The organism is Actinokineospora sp. UV203, from assembly GCF_056323665.1.
The window spans coordinates 1,237,149-1,256,667 of record NZ_CM150484.1; the positions used below are offsets into that span (position 1 = coordinate 1,237,149).

General features: G+C 72.1%; 1 protein-coding gene. It reads right to left on the reverse strand.

Annotated elements, in window-relative coordinates:
- Positions 1 to 159: 159 nt before the first annotated feature.
- Positions 160 to 19,503 carry a non-ribosomal peptide synthase/polyketide synthase gene (locus ACUZ2Y_RS05515; protein ID WP_476327547.1) on the reverse strand — a complete coding sequence of 6,448 codons (19,344 nt, stop codon included), beginning with the start codon at positions 19,501 to 19,503 and terminating at the stop codon, positions 160 to 162.
- Positions 19,504 to 19,519: the final 16 nt, after the last annotated feature.

Consider the following 19,519-nt stretch of genomic DNA (forward strand, 5'->3'; position numbering starts at 1 on the left):
CGGGACACAGGCGGACTCACGACACCCTCCGACAGTCGGCGGATGGCGCGCGCGGATGGCGCGCGCGGGGCCGCGACAACGAGCGACCCATACCTCTTGACACCCTCCGACAGTCGGCGGATGGCGCGCGCGGGGCCGCGGCGACGAGCGGCCGACGCCTCACAGCGCCCGCCTGCAGTCGGCGGCGATCTCGCGCAGGGCGGTGGCGAAGTCGGCGGCGACTCGCTCGACGGTGCCGCGGTCGTGCCGGTCCGGCCGGTAGTAGAAGGCGAACGCCAGCGTCCCGTCGGCCGCTTCGCCGACCACGTCGAGCAGATGTCCCCCGCTGTCGACCGGGTCGTGGTCGCGCCCGATGGCCGGGAGTGTGGTGTGGAACAGGCTGCTCTCCTCATCCTGTGCGCGAGAGTCGAACTGACCGAGGTAGTTGAACGACACCGCGGGCTCCGGTCCGTCATCGGTCAAACCACCCAGGTAGCGCAAGGCGCCGTAGCCGAAGCCATTGCCCGGAACCGCGCGCAGCTGCTTACGCACTGCCCGAATCAATGTCCGCCAGTCACCACGCGGAACGGTCAGGGCGACCGGGAACATCGTGGTGAACCAGCCGACGGTCCGGGAAAGGTCGACCCCGTCGATGATGTCCTCGCGGCCGTGCCCCTCCAGGTGCACGGCGACCTCCTCACGCCCGGTCCACCTCGACAGCGACCAGGCGAGGGCGGCGAGCAACACATCGTTGATCCGCGTGCGGTACGCGGTCGGCGCACCGCGCAGCACGGCGTCGGTGTCCTGTGGGTCGAGGTGGACCGATACCGCGTCGGTCGGGGTGCCCGGGACGGGTTCGGGGTGGTCGACCGGCACGCCACCGCGGCCGGACGCCGCGGTCCAGTACGGGAGCTCGTGGTCGAGTCCGCCGCCCGCGGCGAGGGCGCCGAGTCGGGTGGACCACTGCTGGAACGAGGTGGTCTTGCCACCAAGATCGGTCGGCTTGCCGTGCAGGGCCTGCTGGTAGGCGGTGTCGAGGTCGTCGAGCAGGATGCGCCAGGAGACACCGTCCACGACGAGGTGGTGCGCCACCATCAGCAGGCGCGGCCGGGATCCGTCGGCGAAGTGGAACAGGACCGCCCGCAGCAGCGGGCCTTCGCCGATGTCGAATCCGGCGTGCACGAGGTCGGCTGCCCGTTCCAGCCCCTCTTCGTCCACAGTGGACATGCTGTGCTCGGTGAACACGTCCGCGGGTCGGGGTTCGGCGTTGTGCTGGTGCCAGGCGCCGTCGCCGTGGTGGAAGCGCAACCGCAGCGCGTCATGGTGGGTGAGGAGCGCGTCGAACGCGGCGCGCAGTGCGGGGACATCCGGTTCCGCGGTCAGCTCGGCGAAGTGGGCCTGGTTGAAGTGGTGGGGGTTGCTTCTCTGGGCGTCGAAGAACCAGTGCTGGATCGGGGTGAGCGGCACGGGTCCGACGACCGGAGTGTGGTCGGCGCGCTCCAGGACCGTGACCGCGGGCGCGAGTTCGGCGATCGTCTGGTGCAGGAACAGGTCTCTGGTGGCCAGCCGCATTCCGCTCTGGCGGGCGCGGGCGACGACTTGGATGCTCAGGATCGAGTCGCCGCCGAGGGTGAAGAAGTTGTCGGAGATCCCGACCCGGTCGATGCCCAGCACGTCGGCCCAGATGCGGGCCAGTGCGGCCTCGGTGGGGTTGGTCGGGGCGACGTGGGCCGCGGCGTGGATCTCGGGCTCGGGCAGGACGCGGCGGTCGATTTTTCCGTTGGGAGACAACGGGAGTGCGTCGAGGAAGACGAACGCCGTCGGCACCAGGTAGTCGGGTTGGGTCGCGCTGAGGAAGTCGCGCAGCTCGGCGGCGGTCGGCGGGTGCGTGGCGGCGATGTAGCCGACGAGCCGCTTGTGGCCCGCCGCGTCGGTGTGCGCGGTGGCCACCGCGTCGGCCACGCCCGGGTGGCTCCGCAGGGCCGACTCGACCTCGCCGAGCTCGATGCGGAAGCCGCGGACCTTGACCTGGTCGTCGGCGCGGCCGACGAACTCCAGGTCGCCGCCGCGGGTCCAGCGGACGAGGTCGCCGGTGCGGTAGAACCGCTCCCCCGGCTCGCCGAACGGGTTGGCGACGAACCGCTGGGCGGTCAGGCCGGGCCGGTGCAGATAGCCGCGAGCCAAACCGACGCCCGCGACGTACAGCTCCCCCGCGACGCCGATGGGGACCGGTCGCAGGTCATCGTCCAGGACGTGCGCGCGGGTGTTGCGGATCGGCACGCCGATCGGCGGGATGTGGCCCGGGACGAGCGGCTCACTCCATGTCGCCACAACGGTGGACTCGGTCGGACCGTAGGCGTTGATCATGCGCCGACCTTGGGCCCAGCGGGCGACCAATTCGGCTGAGCAGGTGTCGCCGCCGACGATCAGGGTGCGCAGGTCGGGCAGATCGGTCTCGGGGACGGTCGCGAGGGCTACCGGTGGGATGAGGGTGTGGGTGATGCGGTGGTCGCGCAGGACGCCTGCCAGGTCGTCGCCGAGCAGGGGGCCCGGTGGTGGGATCACCAGTGCGGCGCCCGCGGGCAGGGCCATGCACAGTTCCAGCATCGATGCGTCGAAGCTGGGTGAGGAGAAGGCCAGCACGCGGTCGCCTTCGTGGACGTCGAAGTGGTCGATCTCGGCGGCGGAGAAGGACGCCAGGCCCGCGTGGGTGACGGCGACGCCCTTCGGGCGGCCGGTGGAGCCGGAGGTGTAGATGACGTACGCGGGGTGTTCCAGGGGGAGCCCGGAGTTGCCACCGTGGCGGGCGGCGGTGTGGTCAGCGGCTGTGGAGTGGTCGGCGTCGGGCTGGTCGGCGGCAGGGCGATGGGCCAAGGCGTGGTAGCCGACGGTGTGGTGGTCGGCGGCAGGGCGTTGGGCGGCGGTGTGGTCAGCGGCGATGTGGTCGTGCGAATCGTGACTGGGATTGGGGTCGGGGTCGGTCAGGGGGCTGTCGATGATCAGGGCCGGGCGGGCGTCGTCGAGCATGGTGGTGATGCGGTCGGGTGGGTAGGTCGGGTCGATGGGGAGGAAGGCCGCGCCGGTTTTGGTGACGGCGAGTTCGGCGATGATCAAATCCGGTGAGCGGCCCAGGATGATCGCCACCACGGTCTCCGGGCGGGCGCCGCGCTCGGTCAGCGCGCGGGCCAGGCGGTTCGTTCGGGCTTCCAGGGTGGCGTAGTCGATCACGACCTCGCCGGCGATGATGGCGGGCGCGTGTGGGGTGCGGGCGGCTTGGGCGCGTACCAGCTCGGCCAGCGATGCGGCGGGGACCGGGTGCGCGGTGTCGTTCCACGTCCGCATCCGCGTTTGTTCGGCGTCGGTGATCACCGGGAGCATGCCGACCGGTGTGGCGGGGGCGGTCGCCGCGGCGGTGAGGAGGAGTCGCAGGGCGTCGGCGAGGCGGGTCGCTGTGTCGGGCTCGAAGAGGTCGGTGTTGTAGTCGAGGGTGGTGTGGAGGGCGCCGTCGTCGGTCTCGTGGAATTCGAAGGTGACGTCGTAGCTCGCGGTCACCGAGTCGGTCGCGACGTCCTCGGCGGTGAGGCCGTGGAGGCTGGTGGTCTCGCCGACGGCGTTCTGCAGGACCACCATGGCCTGGAACAGCGGGGTGCGGCTGGTGTCGCGGTCGGGGGCGACGGCGTCGACGACGCGCTCGAAGGGGACGTCCTGGTGGGCGAAGGCGTCGAGAACCGTTGTGCGGACACGGGCCAGGAAGTCCGCGAACGGTTCTCTTGGGTCCACTGTGGACCGAAGGACGAGGGTGTTCACGAAGAAGCCGACCAGCTGTCGCAGGTCCGGGTGTTCGCGGCCGGCGGAGACGGTGCCGACGGCGATGTCGTCCTGTCCGGAGAAGCGGTGCAGCAGCACCTGGCAGGCGGCCACCAGGGCCATGAACAGGGTGCCGTCTTGCCCGCGGGCCAAGGCACGGAGCGGGTTGGCGACATCGGCGGGGATGGTGAACCCGAGCTGTGCGCCGGTGGTGGTGTGGACCGGGGGACGCGGGTGGTCGGTCGGGAGGTCGAGGGCGGGCACGCCTGCGAGGATGTCGCGCCAGTGGGCGAGTTGGGTCGCCATGATGTCGGTGCGGCCGCGCTGCCAGGCGGCGAAGTCGCGGTAGCGCACGGGGAGCGCGGGCAGGTCGGGCTCGGTGCCGGTGACCTCGGCCCGGTACAGCTCGGCGAGGTCGGTCATAAGGACGTTGGCGGACCAGCCGTCGGTGACGATGTGGTGCATGGTCATCGCGAGGATGTGCTCGTCCTCGGCGACTCGGACCAGGGTGGTTCGCAGCAGTGGCCCTTCGCTGAGATCGAAGGGAAGCGCGGGCGGCATGTCGTCGACAACCGGTATCCGGACTTGTGTGGGCGGGTGCACGGTCTGCACGCCGGTGCCGTCCTTCTCGTGGAATGTCGTGCGCAACGCCTCGTGGCGGGCGACCAGGGCGGTGACGGCGGCCGAGAGCGCGTCGATGTCGAGTCTGCCGCGGAGCCGCAGAGGCAGGGGTGTCACGTACTCGGTGCTGTCGGGGTCGAACTGCTGGAGGAACCAGAGGCGGGCCTGGGCGAACGACAGCGGGGCGTCAGCATCGTCGGGGAGTCTGGGGATGGGCTCGTGGCCTGCCCCACCAAGAGCCGCGACGAGGGCTTCGACTGTGGGATGGGTGAACAGCAGCCGGGGTGACACGTCGACGCCGAGCACCGCCCGCAGGCGGGAGACGACGCGGATGCTGAGGATGGAATCGCCGCCCAGCAGGAAGAAGTTGTCCGACGCGCCGACCTCGGGGACGCCGAGCACGTCCGACCACACGGCGGCGACGGCGCGCTCCTCGGGAGTGCGCGGGGGCACGTGCCCGGCGGCGGGTGTCCACTCGGGAGCGGGCAGGGCGCGGCGGTCGAGTTTGCCGTTCGGGGTGAGCGGGAGGGCGTCGAGCGTCACGAACGCGGCGGGCACCATGTGCTCGGGCAGGGTGCGCGCGAGGGCGGCCCGCGGGTCGTCGGTGTGGCCGACAAGGTAGGCGACGAGTCGTGGAGATTCGTCTTCGCCGACGATGGCCGCGGCGGCGGTCACCCCGGGGAGAGCGGTGAGGGCGGCCTCGATCTCACCCAGTTCGATGCGGAAGCCGCGCAGTTTGACCTGGTTGTCGACGCGGCCGAGGAATACCAGCTCGCCTTGGGGGGTCCAGCGGACGATGTCGCCGGTGCGGTACATGCGATCGCCGGGTGCGCCGAAGGGGTCGGCCAGGAACCGCTGGGCGGTGAGGCCGGGCCTGCGCAGGTAGCCGCGGGCCAGGCCGACACCGGCGAGATACAGCTCGCCGGGCACGCCGGGTGGGACTGGGCGCAGGTCGCGGTCGAGCACATGGGCTCGGGTGTTCGGCAGGGGGCGGCCGATGGTGGGTGGGAGGTCTGTTGTGGATGGCTGGATGAACCCGGTCGGGCCGGATGTGTCGGCCGTGGCTGCTTCTGTGGCAGTCGACGGGGATTGGGGCCGGGCGGCGACGACGGTCGGGCCGGATGTGTCGGCAGTGGAAGTTTCCATGGCAGTCGACAGGGGTTGGGTCCAGGTGGCCACGACGGTCGCCTCGGTGGGGCCGTAGGCGTTGATCATCCGGTGGCCAGGCGACCAGCGGCGGACCAGGTCGGCGGGGCAGGTGTCGCCGCCGACGATCAGGGTGTGCAAGTGCGGGTAGTGGCCGTCCGGGACGGTGGCGAGGGCGACAGGGGGGATGAGGGCATGGGAGATGCGTTGGCAGGTCAGGGTTTCGGCGAGTTCGGCGCCCAGCAGTGGGCCGGGAGGGGGGACGACCAGGGTGGCGCCGCCGGCGAGGGCCACGGCCCACTCCAGCACCGACGCGTCGAAGCTGGGCGAGGAGAAGGCCAGGACACGGTCGCCGGGGTGAACGTCGAAGTGGCCCAGTTCGGCGGTCGCGAAGTTCACCAGGCCGGTGTGGGTCACGAGGACGCCCTTGGGGGTTCCGGTCGAGCCGGAGGTGTAGATCAGGTACGCGGGTGACGCCGCGCGGAGGTCGACGGCCGGGTCGGTCGAGGGGAACGCGGAGGTGTCGGGCAAGGCATCGAGGACCAGGACTGGGCGGGCGTCGTCGAGCATGAAGGTGATGCGGTCGGGTGGGTAGGCCGGGTCGACGGGGAGGTAGGCGGCGCCTGCCTTCAGGACGGCCAGTTGTGCGACGGCCAGGTCCGCGGAGCGGGGTAGGCGCAGGGCGACGACGCGTTCGGGGGCGGCGCCCTTGGCGATGAGGTGGTGGGCCAGGCGGTTGGCGGCGGCGTTCAGGTCGGCATAGGTGAGGACGGTGTCGCCGTCCTCGACGGCGGGCGCGTCGGGAGTGCGGGCGGCAGCGGCGGTGAAGAGGTCGACGTAGGTGCGGGCGGTGTCGCCGTCTTCGACGGTGGGCGCGTCGGGAGCGGTGAAGAGGTCGGCGAACACCGTGGGGGTGATCTGGCGAGCTGTGTCGTTCCAGGACGCGAGGAGTTCCGATTCCTCTGTGGACAGCCAGGGGAGGTCGGCGATTGGGCTGCCGGGAGTGGCGGCGATGGCCTCGATGAGTGCGGTCAGTCGCCGGGTGAGGGTGCGGGCGGTGGCGCCGTCGAACAGCCGGGGGTCGTAGCCGAGTTCCACGCGCAGGTCGGCGCCATCGAGATGCGCGGCGACGCTCAGGGGGAGGTTGGTGGTCTCCGCGGCCTCGACAGACTCGACGGTGGGTGCGCCCGCGGTCTCCGACCCCTCCGGGAAGTTCTCGAACGCCACGACGCTGTCGAACAGCGGCTCGCCCGCGGGCACCGCGCTCCACGACTGGACTTGGGCCAGCGACACGAAGTCGAACCGGCGGGACTCGGCCTGCTCGGCTTGGAGCGCGCGCAGCCAGGACAACACCGTGTCGGCACCGTCGACCCGCACGCGGGTGGGCACGGTGTTGATGAACATCCCGACCATGGACTCCACGCCCGGCAGGTCGTCGGGCCGCCCGGACACGGTCGTGCCGAACACGACGTCGTCCTCGCCGCTGTGCCGGGACAGCAGCAGCGCCCACGCCCCCTGCACGACGGTGTTCACGGTGAGCCCGTGGGCGCGGGCCATCCGCTCCACCGGCCCGGCGGGCAGGCCTGCCCGGATGTGCCCGGTGGACTCGGCGCGGTGGGCGTCGACCGGGCGCCGGTCGAACGGCAGCGGGGTGCGTCCGTCCACATCGGACAGGACCGCGCGCCAGTGCTGTTCGGCGGCAACGGTGTCCTGGTCGGCCAGCCACGCCAGGTAGTCGCGGAACGGGCGGCGCGCGGGACTTCCCTGGCCGGCGTACTCGGCGAGGACGTCGGCGAAGACGTGCGCGGTGCTCCACCCGTCCAGCAGCAGGTGGTGCGACGTCCACAGCAGGTCGACGGTGTCACCGGACACCGGGCCGATGACCACTCGGGTCAGCGGACCCGCGGCCACGTCGATGCCCGCGGTCTCGTCCTCGGCCGTCACCGGCCGGTACTCGACAGACACGCGCGGGTCGTGGCGGACGACCTGCAGCGGTTGGGGGACGCCCTGCCAGACGACGTCGGTGCGCAGGATCGGCGTCCGCTCGGCGACGCGCAGCCAGGCCGCGCCGAGAGCGTGCGGGTCCCGCACTCCGCGCAGCCGGAGCCGGGTCCGGTTGACGTAGGCGGAGCCGCCGTCCAGCAGGCTGTGGAACAGCATCCCGGACTGCAGCGGGGTGAGCGGGTAGACGTCCTCGGCGACACCAAGAGCGTCTACTTCGGACTGGTCGAGTCGGGCGAGGGGGAAGTCGGACGGGGTGCGGCCGCCCGCGCCGGGGTCGGCGCAGTGCGCCACGATCTCCCGCAGGGCGTCCGACATCGCCTCGGCCAGGTCTCGCACGGTGGTCTCATCGCCGACGAACTCCCAATCGAGGTGCAGCCTGCCCGCCGAGACCGCGGCGGTGATGTCGAGCAGGTGACTGCGCCCGCTGTCCGGGGCGATGTCGCGGCCGAGGTCGGGAGCCTTGGCGCGCAGCAGGCCGGTGCCGGAGTCGTCGTCCCAGCGGCCCAGGTAGTTGAAGATCACCTGCGGTTCGGGGACTGCCGCCAAACCGTTGTCGGCGCGCAGGTAGCGCAGCGCCTCGAAGCTCAGGCCGCGGCGCGGGACGGCGCGCAGGGTCTCCTTGACCGACTTCAGGACCGTGCCCCAGTCGCCGTCCGGAAGGTCGAGAGCGACCGGGAACTGGCTGGTGAACCAGCCAACCGTGCCGCCGACGTCGAGGCCGTCGAGCACGTCCTCGCGACCGTGCCCTTCCAGTGTCACCAGCGCCCGGTCGTGACCAGTCCAGTCCGTCAGGACGCGGCCGAGCGCGGCGAGCAGCACGTCGTTGACCTGGGTGCGGTAGACCTCGGGCACCTGGTGGAGCAGGGCGTCCGTCGTGGCCTCGTCGAGCGTCACTGAGACCGTGCGCGCGGCTCCGACGGAGTTGTCCGCGCTGTCGATCGGCAGCGGCGGGACGGCTGGGATCGACTGCCAGAAGGGAAGATCGTCATCGAATCCACCGTTCGCGACATGGTCGGCAAGCCGCCGCGCCCACTGTCCGAACGGGACAGTCGATTCCAGTGGGTCACCGGCGTAGGCGCGTTCGAGGTCGGTCAGCAGGATGCGCCAGGACACCGCGTCCACGACAAGGTGGTGCACCGCGAGGAACAAACGCGGTTCGGCACCCGTGAACAGGACCGCACGCACCATCTCGCCATCGGCGATCCGCAGGGCGGTCTGCGCGGCCAGGGCTTCCTCGTCCGGATCGCCCTCCGCCACCCGCAGCAGCTCCCCCACCGCGGTCGGCTCCTGTCGCCACCCATTGTCATCCAAGAACCGGGTGCGCAGGGCGTCGTGGTGCGTGACGACGGTGTTGAGGGCACTGCGGAGGCGGTTGACGTCGACGTCCGGGTCGAGCGAGACGGTCATGGACATGGCGAAGTGGTCGCGGTGCCCGGGCGCGCGGGTGCTGAAGAACCAGTGCTGGATCGCAGTCAGCGGGGCCGGTCCGGCGGCCTCGATCTCCGTCGTGGCAACGGAATGGTCGACGCCGACGGCCAGGTCGGCGACGGTCTGGCGCAGGAAGATGTCCTTCGACGTCAGGCGCAGTCCGGCGCGGCGGGCCTGGGACACGACCTGCATGCTCAGGATCGAGTCGCCGCCGAGGGCGAAGAAGTTGTCCCGCGCGCCGACCCGGTCCACCCCCAGCACGTCAGCCCAGATCGCCGCCAACTCGGCTTCGACCCCCGGCCGCGGCGGCACGAACCCGGTCGGGTCGGGCAGCTCGGGGGCGGGCAGCGCGCGGTGGTCGAGCTTGCCGTTGGCGGTAGTCGGGAGCCGGTCCAAGCAGACGATGGCGGACGGGACCAGGTACTCGGGCAGGCTGCGGCGCAGGAACGCGGCGAGGTCGTCCGCGGTGTCGGCCACGACGTAGCCGACGAGCCGCTGGTGTTCCCCGGCCACGCGGGCGACGACCGCGGCCTCGCGGACGTCCGGGTGGCGCAGCAGGGCGGCGGTCACCTCGCCCGGTTCGACCCGGAAGCCGCGGATCTTGACCTGGTCGTCGGCGCGGCCGAGGTATTCCAGGGTTCCGTCAGCGAGCCAGCGGGCCCGGTCGCCGGTCCGGTACATCCGGCCGGCGTGGAAGGGGTCGGCGATGAACCGCTCGGCGGTGAGGCCGGGCCTGCCGAGGTAGCCGCGGGCGACCTGCGGACCGGCGAGGTGCAGTTCGCCGGGCACACCGATCGGCGCGGGCCGCAAGTCGTCGTCCAGCACGTACACGCGCACGGTCGACAGGGGCTTGCCGATCACCGGCCGCTCCCCCGTGACCCGGCTCCACGTCGCGTCCACCGTCACTTCGGTGGGGCCGTAGAGGTTGACGGCGGCCAGGTCCGCGTCGGCGAGCGCGCGCCACAGTTCCGGGTCGATCGCCTCGCCGCCGAGGGTGAGCGTGCGCAGGGCGGTGCCGGTGAGTCCGGCGTCGAGGAGTCTGCGGGCGTGCGCCGGGGTCACGTCGAGGACGTCGAGGTGCCGGTCGGCGTAGGCGACGAGCGCGTGCGGGTCGAGGCGGGTGTCGTCCTCGATGACGTGCAGCTCGTGGCCCGCGGCGAGGAACAGCAGGCCTTCGACGGCGGTGTCGAAGGAGAACACCGAGGTCTGCCCGTAGCGCAGCCGCTCCCCCGCCATCAGCTCGGCGCGCTGGTGGGCGAACAGCGCCGCCAGGTTGCCGTGGTCGACCACGACACCCTTGGGTGTGCCGGTGGAGCCCGACGTGTGGATGACGTAGGCCGGGTGGCGCGGATGGGGCGCGACGTCCGGGTCGGTGTCCGGGTGGCCGTCGGTGTCCGGGATCGCGTCGAGCACGGTGACCGGATCGGCGTCGGCGAGCAGGAAGTCGATCCGCTCCCGCGGCAGCGTCGGGTCGACCGGGAGGTAGGCGGCCCCGGTTTTGAGGACGGCCATGATCGCCAGTACGAGATCGGCGGACCGCGGCAGTGTGAGCGCGACCAGGCGTTCCGGCGCCGCGCCGCGCTCGATCAGCAGATGCGCCAAGCGGTTCGCGGTGGCGTCGAGGTCGCCGAACGTGCGGGCGTCCGCGCCGCAGACCACTGCGGTCGCGCCGGGTGTGGCCGCGGCCTGGGCAGCGAAAACCTGGTGCGGCGCGACCTCGTCGACAGACCGGCCGCCGCCCTGCCACCGGGCCAGCTGTGCCCGTTCATCGGCCAGGGGCAGTTCGCCGATCGGCCGGTGCGGGTTCGCGGCGATCTCGGTCAGCAGCACGGTCAGGTGTCCGACCATCCGCTCGATCGTGCCGGGGTCGAACAGGTCCGGGTTGTATTCGACCGCTCCGCGCAGACCGTGCCCGGACTCCTGGAACTCGATGGTCAGGTCGCAGGTCGAGGTGATCACCGGGACCCGCACCTCGGTCACGGTGAGGCCCGCGAGGTCCGGGATCTCATCGGGGGTGTTCTGCAGCAGCACCATCACGTCGAACAGCGGCGAGCGGCTGGGGTCGCGCTCGGGGGCCAGTGCGTCGACCACCCGCTCGAACGGGACATCCTGGCTGGCGAACGCGTCGAGAACGGTCGCGCGGACCTCGGCGAGCAGGTCGGTGCAGGTCCTCCGGGTGTCCACTGTGGAGCGCAGGACGAGGGTGTTGACGAAGAATCCGACGATCCGCTCCAACTCCGCGCGCTCCCGCCCGGACGCCGCGGTCCCGACCGCGATGTCGCTCTGCCCGCTGTAGCGGGCGAACATGATCTGACAGGCGGCGAGGAGCGCCATGAACAGCGTGCCCTCGCCCTGTCTGAGCGCGGAGGCAATCTCCTGGGAGAGCGCGAACTCGTGTGACGCGCCCGCTGTCGAGCGGACGGCGGGCCGTGGTCGGTCGGTCGGCAGGCGCAGCGGCTCGATGCCGTCGAGCGCGCCACGCCAGTAGTCGAGTTGCTTGTCGGTCGGCTGTTCGCGCTGCCAGGCCGCGAAATCGCTGTAACGCAGCGGAATCGGCGGCAGCTCGGCGTCCACACCGGACAGTGCCGCCTGGTAGAGGTCGGCGAGGTCCTCGGTCAGCACGGCTGTGGACCAGCCGTCGGTGATGATGTGGTGCAAGGTCAGGACGAGGACGTGCTCCTCGGCGCCGAGCCGGATCAGGGTCGTGCGCAGCAGCGGACCGCGGCGCAGGTCGAACGGGCGCGTGCTCTCCTCGGTGAGGACCTGGTCGAGGTCGTCGGTCTCGATCAGCGTCAGCGACGCCGGATACGGCTCGCCGACGCGTGTCCCGGTGTCGTCGAAGGTGGTCCGCAGGGACTCGTGGCGGGCGATCAGGCCGGTCAGCGCGGTGGTCAGCGCGGGGACGTCGAGCGGCCCGGACAGGTGCAGCGCGGTCGGGCTGACGTACTCGGTGTCGCCCGGCTCGAACTGGTCGAGGAACCACAGCCGGTCCTGCGCGAACGAGCGTGGCGCGGGTCCGTCGTGGCGGGGAATGACGCTGGTGTCCCCGCCGGGGATGGCGCGGGCGAGCGCGGCGACCGTGGGGTGGTCGAAGATGGCGCGCGGCGAGAGCTGGACGCCGAACGCGGCCCGCAGCCGGGACACCACGCGGATGCTGAGGATGGAGTCGCCGCCGAGGGCGAAGAAGTTGTCCTCCACCCCGACCCTCGGCACGCCGAGGACGTCGGCCCAGGCCGCGGCCACGGTCCCCTCAGCCTCGGTGCGCGGCGCGACGTAGGTGGAGGCGGCGGTGAAGTCGGGGGCGGGCAGCGCGCGCCGGTCGAGCTTCCCGCTGGAGGTCAGGGGAAGCGCGTCGACGGTGACGAACGCGGCGGGCACTAGGTAGTCGGGCAGCACCCGGGCCAGGTCGGCACGCAGGTCGCCGGGCTCGCCGACGACGTAGGCGACGAGCCGGTGGCCGGCGGTGTCGGCGTGCGCGACCACGGCGGCGTCGCGGACACCGGGCCGCTCGCGCAGGGCCGCGGCGACCTCCCCGGGCTCGATCCGGAAGCCACGGATCTTGACCTGGTCGTCGACCCGGCCGAGGTAGTCGAGCCTGCCGTCGGCGGTCCACCGCACGCGGTCCCCGGTGCGGTACATCCGACCGCCGTCGAAGGGGTTGGCGATGAACCGGTCAGCGGTGAGGCCGGGCCGGTCGAGGTAGCCGCGGGCGAGCTGCGGGCCTGCGAGGTACAGCTCGCCGGGCACGCACGGCGGCTGCGGGTCCAGGTCCTGGTCGAGGACGTAGGCGCGCAGGTTGCGCAGCGGCCTGCCGATCAAGGGACGTTCGGCGTCGCTCGTACGGCAGACCGTGGCGTCCACGGAGCACTCGGTGGGACCGTAGTAGTTGACCGCTTCGAGCCCCGGACGTGCGCCGATCTCGCGCCACAGCGACTCCGGGGTCGCCTCGCCGCCGAGCATGAGCAGCCGCAGCGGCGCGTCGAGCAGCCCGGCCGGGACCAGTTGGGTGGCGTAGGTGGGGGTCAGGTCCACGACGGTGATGGCGCGCTCGGTGAGGTAGGTGACAAGCGCGTCGGGGTCGAGCCGGAGGTTCTCGTCGATGACGTGCAGTTCGTGGCCCGCGGCGAGGAACAGCAGGCCCTCGATCGCGGTGTCGAAGGAGAACGTGGCGGTGAGCGCGAACCGGTCCCTGGCGCTTCCGGGCAGGTCGATGGCGTGGTCGTGGAACAGGTTGGCCAGGCCGCCGTGGTGCACGACGACGCCCTTGGGCTTGCCGGTCGAACCGGAGGTGTAGATGACGTACGCGGCTTGCTCCGGCCGCACGGTGACGCCGGGAGCGGTGTCGGGATACCCGGAGGTGTCGCCGATCTGGTCGAGCACGGTGACCGGGTCGGCGTCGCGCAGCAGGAACTCGATCCGCTCGGCGGGCAGGGTCGGGTCGACTGGCAGGAACGCCGCACCCGCTTTGCCCACGGCGAGGATCGCCACGACGGTGTCCGCCGAACGCGGCAGGGTGAGCGCGACGATCCGCTCCGGGCCCGCGCCCTCGGCGATGAGCCGGTGCGCCAGCCGGTTGGCCGCCGCGTCGAGTTCGGCGTAGGTCAGCGTGGTGTCGCCGCACACCACCGCCACGGCGTCCGGGGTGCGGGCGGCCTGGCGCTCGAACACCTCGGGGAACAGCGTCGACGGCATCTCGCACGCGGTGTCGTTGAAGTCGACCACCACCTGCCGTCGGTCCTCGGCGGTCAGCCACGGCAGGTCCGCGAGCGGGCGTTCGGGGTTCTCGCCGAGGCCGGTGATCAGCGACAGCAGCCAGCCCGCGGCCCGCTCGGCGGTGGTCTCGTCGAGGAGGGCGGGGTCGTAGGCGAGGTCGAGGTGGACGCGGTCGTCCACGTGCGCGGACAGGGTGAGCGGCAGGTTGGTGGTGTCCACCGCGTGGACCTCGGCGACCCGGATGCCGTCGTCGCTGGAGGCGTCCTCGAACGGGTAGTTCTCGAACACCACCACGCTGTCGAACAGCGGAGTCACCGCGCTGTGGGCCTGGATCCGGTTCAGGGCAAGGAAATCGAACCGCCGGGACTCGCTCTGCGCGGCCTGCAGGTCGCGTAGCCACTCCCCCGCCTGCCGGTCCGGGTCGACCCGCACCCGGGTGGGCACGGTGTTGATGAACATGCCGACCATCGACTCCACACCCGCGAGTTCGGCCGGGCGCCCGGAGACCGTGCTGCCGAACACCACGTCGTCGGCGCCCGCCCAGCGCGACAGCAGCAACGCCCACGCGCCCTGGACCACGGTGTTCACCGTGAGACCAGCCCGCTGGGCGGCGGCGCGGAGGCGGTCGGACGCGGCCCGGTCGAGGCCGCGGCGGACCGACGCGCTGGACTCGGTGCGGTGCGCCTGGGTGGGCGGCCGGTCGTACGGCACGGCGACGGGGGTGTCGAACCCGTCGAGCACGCCCGCCCAGTGCGCGTCGGCGGCGGCCGTGTCCTGCTCGGCCAGCCAGCGCAGGTAGTCACGGAACGGCCTGCGCGCGGGAGCGGCGGCGGGCCTGCCGTGGGTGATGGCGCGGTAGTGGGCGCAGACCTCGGCGAACACCTGGCCGGTGCTCCAGCCGTCGAGCAGCACGTGGTGCGACGACCACACGAGGACGGCCCGGTCGTCGGTCCAGCGGGCGACGGCGACCCGCAGCAGCGGCGCGCTCCCCAAGTCGAAGCCCCGCGCCCGGTCGGCGGCAAGCAGGTCGACGAGCGCGGCCTCACGGTCCACTTCGGACAGTTCGCGCCAGTCATGGTGGTCCGCGGCCACCTCGACCCGGGTGCGGACGACCTGGACCGGCTCGTCCACGCCTTCCCACACCACGCTGGTGCGCAGGATCGGGGTCCGGTCGACCACCCGCTGGAACGCCTCGGTGAGCGCGGCGGGGTCGGCGACGCCGTCGAGCACGATGCGGACCTGGTCGACGTAGCTGCCGCCGTCCGGGTCGACCAGGCTGTGGAACACCATGCCCGCCTGCAGCGGCGTGAGCGGGTAGACGTCCTCGACGCCCGTGCCGTCGCCCGCGATCGCGTCCACTTGGGACTCAGTGAGCCGGGCCAGCGGAAAGTCCGAGGGGGTCCGCCCGCCCGCACCCGGCTGGGCGCAGTGGGCGGCGATCTCCGCGAGGGCGCGGGCCATGGCATCGGCGAGTCCGCGCACGGTGGACTCATCGTGCAACTTCGATGAGTACTGCCAGGTCAGGGCGAGTTCGCCCGCTTCGACCAAGCCGGACACGTCGAGCTGGAAGTCCCTTGTGGACGCCGGGTCGATCTCGGCGCCGGATTCGCTGTGCCGGGCGCCGATCAGGCCGGTGTGGTCGGCGGTGTCGAACTGGCCGTGGTAGTTGAAGCAGACCCCGGGCAGAGCTGTGCCGTCGAGGCCGGTGCCGGGCCGCAGATAGCGCAGTGCCTCGTAGCTCATTCCCTTGTGCGGCACCGCCCGCAGCTGCTCCTTGACCGCTTTCAGGGTGGTGCCCCAGTCGCGGTCGGGCAGGTCGAGCGCCACGGGGAACTGGGTGGTGAACCAGCCGACCGTGCGGGACAGGTCGACGCCGTCGAGGATCTCCTCCCGGCCGTGGCCCTCCAGGGTGAGGCTCACCCGGTGGCGGCCGGTCCAGTCGGCGAGCACGCGGCCGAGGGCGCTGAGCAGCACGTCGTTGACCTGGGTGCGGTAGCGGTCGGGCACGCGGTGCAGGAGTGCGGCGGTGGTGTCGGGGTCCAGGCGGATGGTGACCGAGCGGGTGTCGCCCGCCAGGTTGGCGCCGTCGTGGTCGACGGGCAGCGGTTCCGGGGCTGGTACGGCGGCCCAGTGGGCGAGGTCGGCGTCGAAAGCGCCGGTGGCGACGTGCTCGGCGAGCCGGTGGGACCACTCGGCGAACGGCGTGCCGACCGGGGCGAGCCGCACGTCCATCCCTTGGACGCAGTGCTGGTAGGCGGTGGTCAGGTCGTCGAGGACGATGCGCCACGAGACGCCGTCCATCACGAGGTGGTGCACGGTCAGGAAGAGCCGCGGCCGGCCCAGTCCCTCGATCAGCAGCGCCCGCACCAGCCGACCCGCGCTGGGGTCGAGGGTCGCGCGGGCGGCGTCGGCCAGCGCCGGGATCTCCGCGGCGTCGGACACCTCATGCCGGTGCAGAGTCACGTCGGCGTCGGCGGATTCCTGGTGCCCCAGGCGGAATCGGCTGCGCAGGGCGGCGTGGTGCTCGACCACCGCGGCCAACGCGCGTTCCAAGGCGGCGTGGTCGGCGGAGGGAGCGAGGTCGACCAGGACGGACATGGTGAAGTTCGAGGTGTCGCCGTGGGTGTCGAAGAACCAGCGCTGGATCGGGGTGAGCGGCGCCGGACCGGTCCGCGCCGGGGCCTGTGCGGCGACGGTCGCGCGGGAGGTGACCAGGGCGAGTTCGGCGACGGTCTGGTGGGTGAACACGTCCCGCGAGGTGATCCGCAGGCCCGCCTGCCGGGCCTTGGACACCAGTTGGATGCTGAGGATGGAGTCACCGCCCAGGGCGAAGAAGTTGTCCGTGACCCCGACCCGGTCGGCGCCGAGCACGTCCGCCCAGAGGTCCGCGAGCAGCGCCTCGGTGTCGGTGCGCGGACCCACGTAAGTTCCCTCGACCTCCGCGCGCACGCTGGGCGCGGGCAGGGCGTGCCGGTCGAGCTTGCCGTTCGAGGTGACAGGCAGCGCGTCGAGCGGGACGAACGCGGCGGGCACCAGGTAGTCGGGCAGCGTGGCCTTCAAGGTGGCCCGCAGCGTGGCCGGGTCGATCGTGTCGGCGGCGACGACGTAGGCGACGAGCCTGCGGTGGCCGTCGTCCTCGCGGGCCACGACCGCGGCCGCGCGGATGCCGGCGCAGCCGAGCAGCGCGGCCTCGACCTCCCCCGGCTCGATGCGGAAGCCGCGGATCTTGACCTGTTCGTCGGTGCGGCCCAGGTATTCCACGGTCCCCTCGGCCGTCCACCGGGCGAGGTCACCGGTGCGGTACATCCGCCCACCGTGGAAGGGATCGGCGATGAAGCGCTCCGCGGTGAGTCCTGGCCGGTCGAGGTAGCCGCGGGCCACCTGAGCGCCGGCGAGGAACAGTTCGCCGGGAACGCCGACGGGGACCGGGCGCAGGTCGTCGTCGAGGATGTGGGCCCGCAGGTTGCGCAGCGGTCGGCCGATCACCGGGCGGTCGCCCGCCACGGGCGCGGACAGGGCGTCGACGGTGACTTCGGTGGGGCCGTAGAAGTTGTACGCGACGGTGTCGGCGGCGGCCAGGTCACGCCACAGGTCCTCGGGCAGCGCCTCACCGCCGAGCATGAGGACGCTGGGCCGGTGCGCGCCGGTGAGCAGCCCGGCCGGGAGGAGTTGGCGCAGGTAGGACGGTGTGAGGTCGAGGAAGTCGATGCGCCTGCGGACGACGTAGTCGACCAGCGCCTCCGGGTCGAGCCGGACCTCGTCGGGCAGCAGGTGCAGCTCGTGGCCATCGGCCATGAGCACCGGCCCCTCCCACGACGTGTCGAAGGAGAACACGGCCGACAACGCGACCCGCAGCCTGCGCTCGCCCGCGAAGTCCGCGCGGTGGCTGTGCAGCAGGTTGACGAGGTTGCGATGCTCGACGGTCACGCCCTTGGGACGGCCGGTGGAGCCGGAGGTGTAGATCACATACGCCGCGTTGTCCGGCCGCAGACCAGTTTCCGGGTCGGTGTCAGGCAAACCCACTGTCTCAAGTGGATGGTCGATGACGAGGACCGCGCCGGAGTCGGCGATGAGCCTGCCCCGCCGCTCGGCGGGTAAGGCGGGGTCGACGGGGAGGTAGACGGCGCCCGACTTGAGCACCGCGAGCTGGGCGACGACAGCCTCCACCGAGCGGGGCAGGGCCACCGCGACGACCCGCTCGGGTGCGGCGCCGTCGGCGATCAGCCGGTGCGCCAGCCGGTTGGCGCGGGCGTTCAGCTCGCCGTAGGTCAAGGACTCCTCACCGCAGACCAGCGCGGTCATCCCCGGGGTACGGCGGACCTGGGCCTCGAACAGCGCCGGGTAGGTGGTCGCGGGGACGTCGAGGCCGGTGCCGTTCCAGGTGTCGAGCGCGGCCGTCTCGGCGGCGCTCAGCCAGGGCAGCTCCGCGAGCGGCCGGTCCGGGTCGGCGGCGATGGCGTCGAGCAGGACGAGCAGGTGCCCGGCCATGCGCTCGACCGTGGCCGCGTCGAACAGGTCGGAGCTGTACTCCAGCACGCAGTCGAGGTGCTCGGCGCGCTCGGTGAACTCGACGCTGAGGTCGAAGTTGGCCGCCCAGCGGCGCAGGTCCACCTCCTCCACCGCGATTCCCGGGAACTCGGGCAGGCCGCGCTGGGCGTTCTGCAGCATGACGAGCACGTCGAACAGCGGGTTGCGGCTCGGGTCGCGCGGGGCGCCGACGGCCTCGACCAGCCGGTCGAAGGGCACCTCGTCGTGGCTGAACGCGTCCATGGCGGTGCCGTCGACCTCGGCGAGGAACTCGGTGAACGTCCGCGTCTGGTCCACTGTGGAGCGCAGCACGACGGTGTTGACGAAGAACCCGACGACCCGGTTCAGCTCCGCCAGGGACCGGCCCGCGGTGACCGTGCCGTTCGAGATGTCACGTTGGCCGCTGTAGCGGGCCATCAAAACCTGACAGGCGGCCATCAAGGTCGTGAACAGCGTGGTGTCGTTGGCGCGCGCCAGGTCCGCGAGCTTGGTGGAGACATCCTTGGGGACGCGGAAGTGGTGCGCGGCGCCCGCGACGGACCGCACGGCGGGCCGCGGCCGATCGGTCGGCAGGTCCAGCGGCGCGGCGCTGTCGAGTCGGTCGCGCCAGTAGTCGAGGTGTTCGGCCATCGCCGGGCCGGTGAGCCTTCCCTGCTGCCAGACCGCGAAGTCCGCGTACCGCAGCGCGGGCCCGGATATCGCTTGGCCCGCATAGGCTTTCGCCAGGTCCTCGATGAGCACGCCCAGCGACCAGCCGTCGACCACGATGTGGTGGGAGGCGAGCAGCAGCACGTGTTCGCGCTCGTCGAGCCGGACGAGCAGCGCCCGCAGCAGCGGGCCTTCGCGCAGGTCGAACGGCCGGGCGAACTCGGTGCGCAGCAGGGCGTCGAGGTCGTCGCGGGCGCAGTCCACGAGCGGGACGTCGAGTGTGGCGGCGGGGTGCACGACCTGCACCGGCCTGCCGTCGACCTCGGCGAACGTGGTCCGCAGCGATTCGTGGTTGCGCGGCAGGGTTCGCAGCGCGTCGATCAGGGCGGGCACGTCGAGGTCGCCGGTCAGGCGCAAGGCGGTGCCGCTGTTGTAGTCGTTGCCGCCGGGGCGGAATTCGCTGAGGAACCACAGCCGCTGCTGGGCCGAGGACAGGGGGAACGGACCGGCGCCGGGTGCGGTGGGGATGGTGTCCGGGGCGGGTGCGGCGCGGCCCGCGAGTCTGCGGGCGAGTTGGGCGCGCAGGTGCTCGGGCAGCGCCTCGGCTCTGCTCTGCTTCGATGACGTCATTGTCTCCGGGTCCTCT

Excerpts from the sequence above, each read along its gene's own strand:
- ACUZ2Y_RS05515 (WP_476327547.1), bottom strand. The coding sequence starts at position 19,503 with ATGACGTCATCGAAGCAGAGCAGAGCCGAGGCGCTGCCCGAGCACCTG.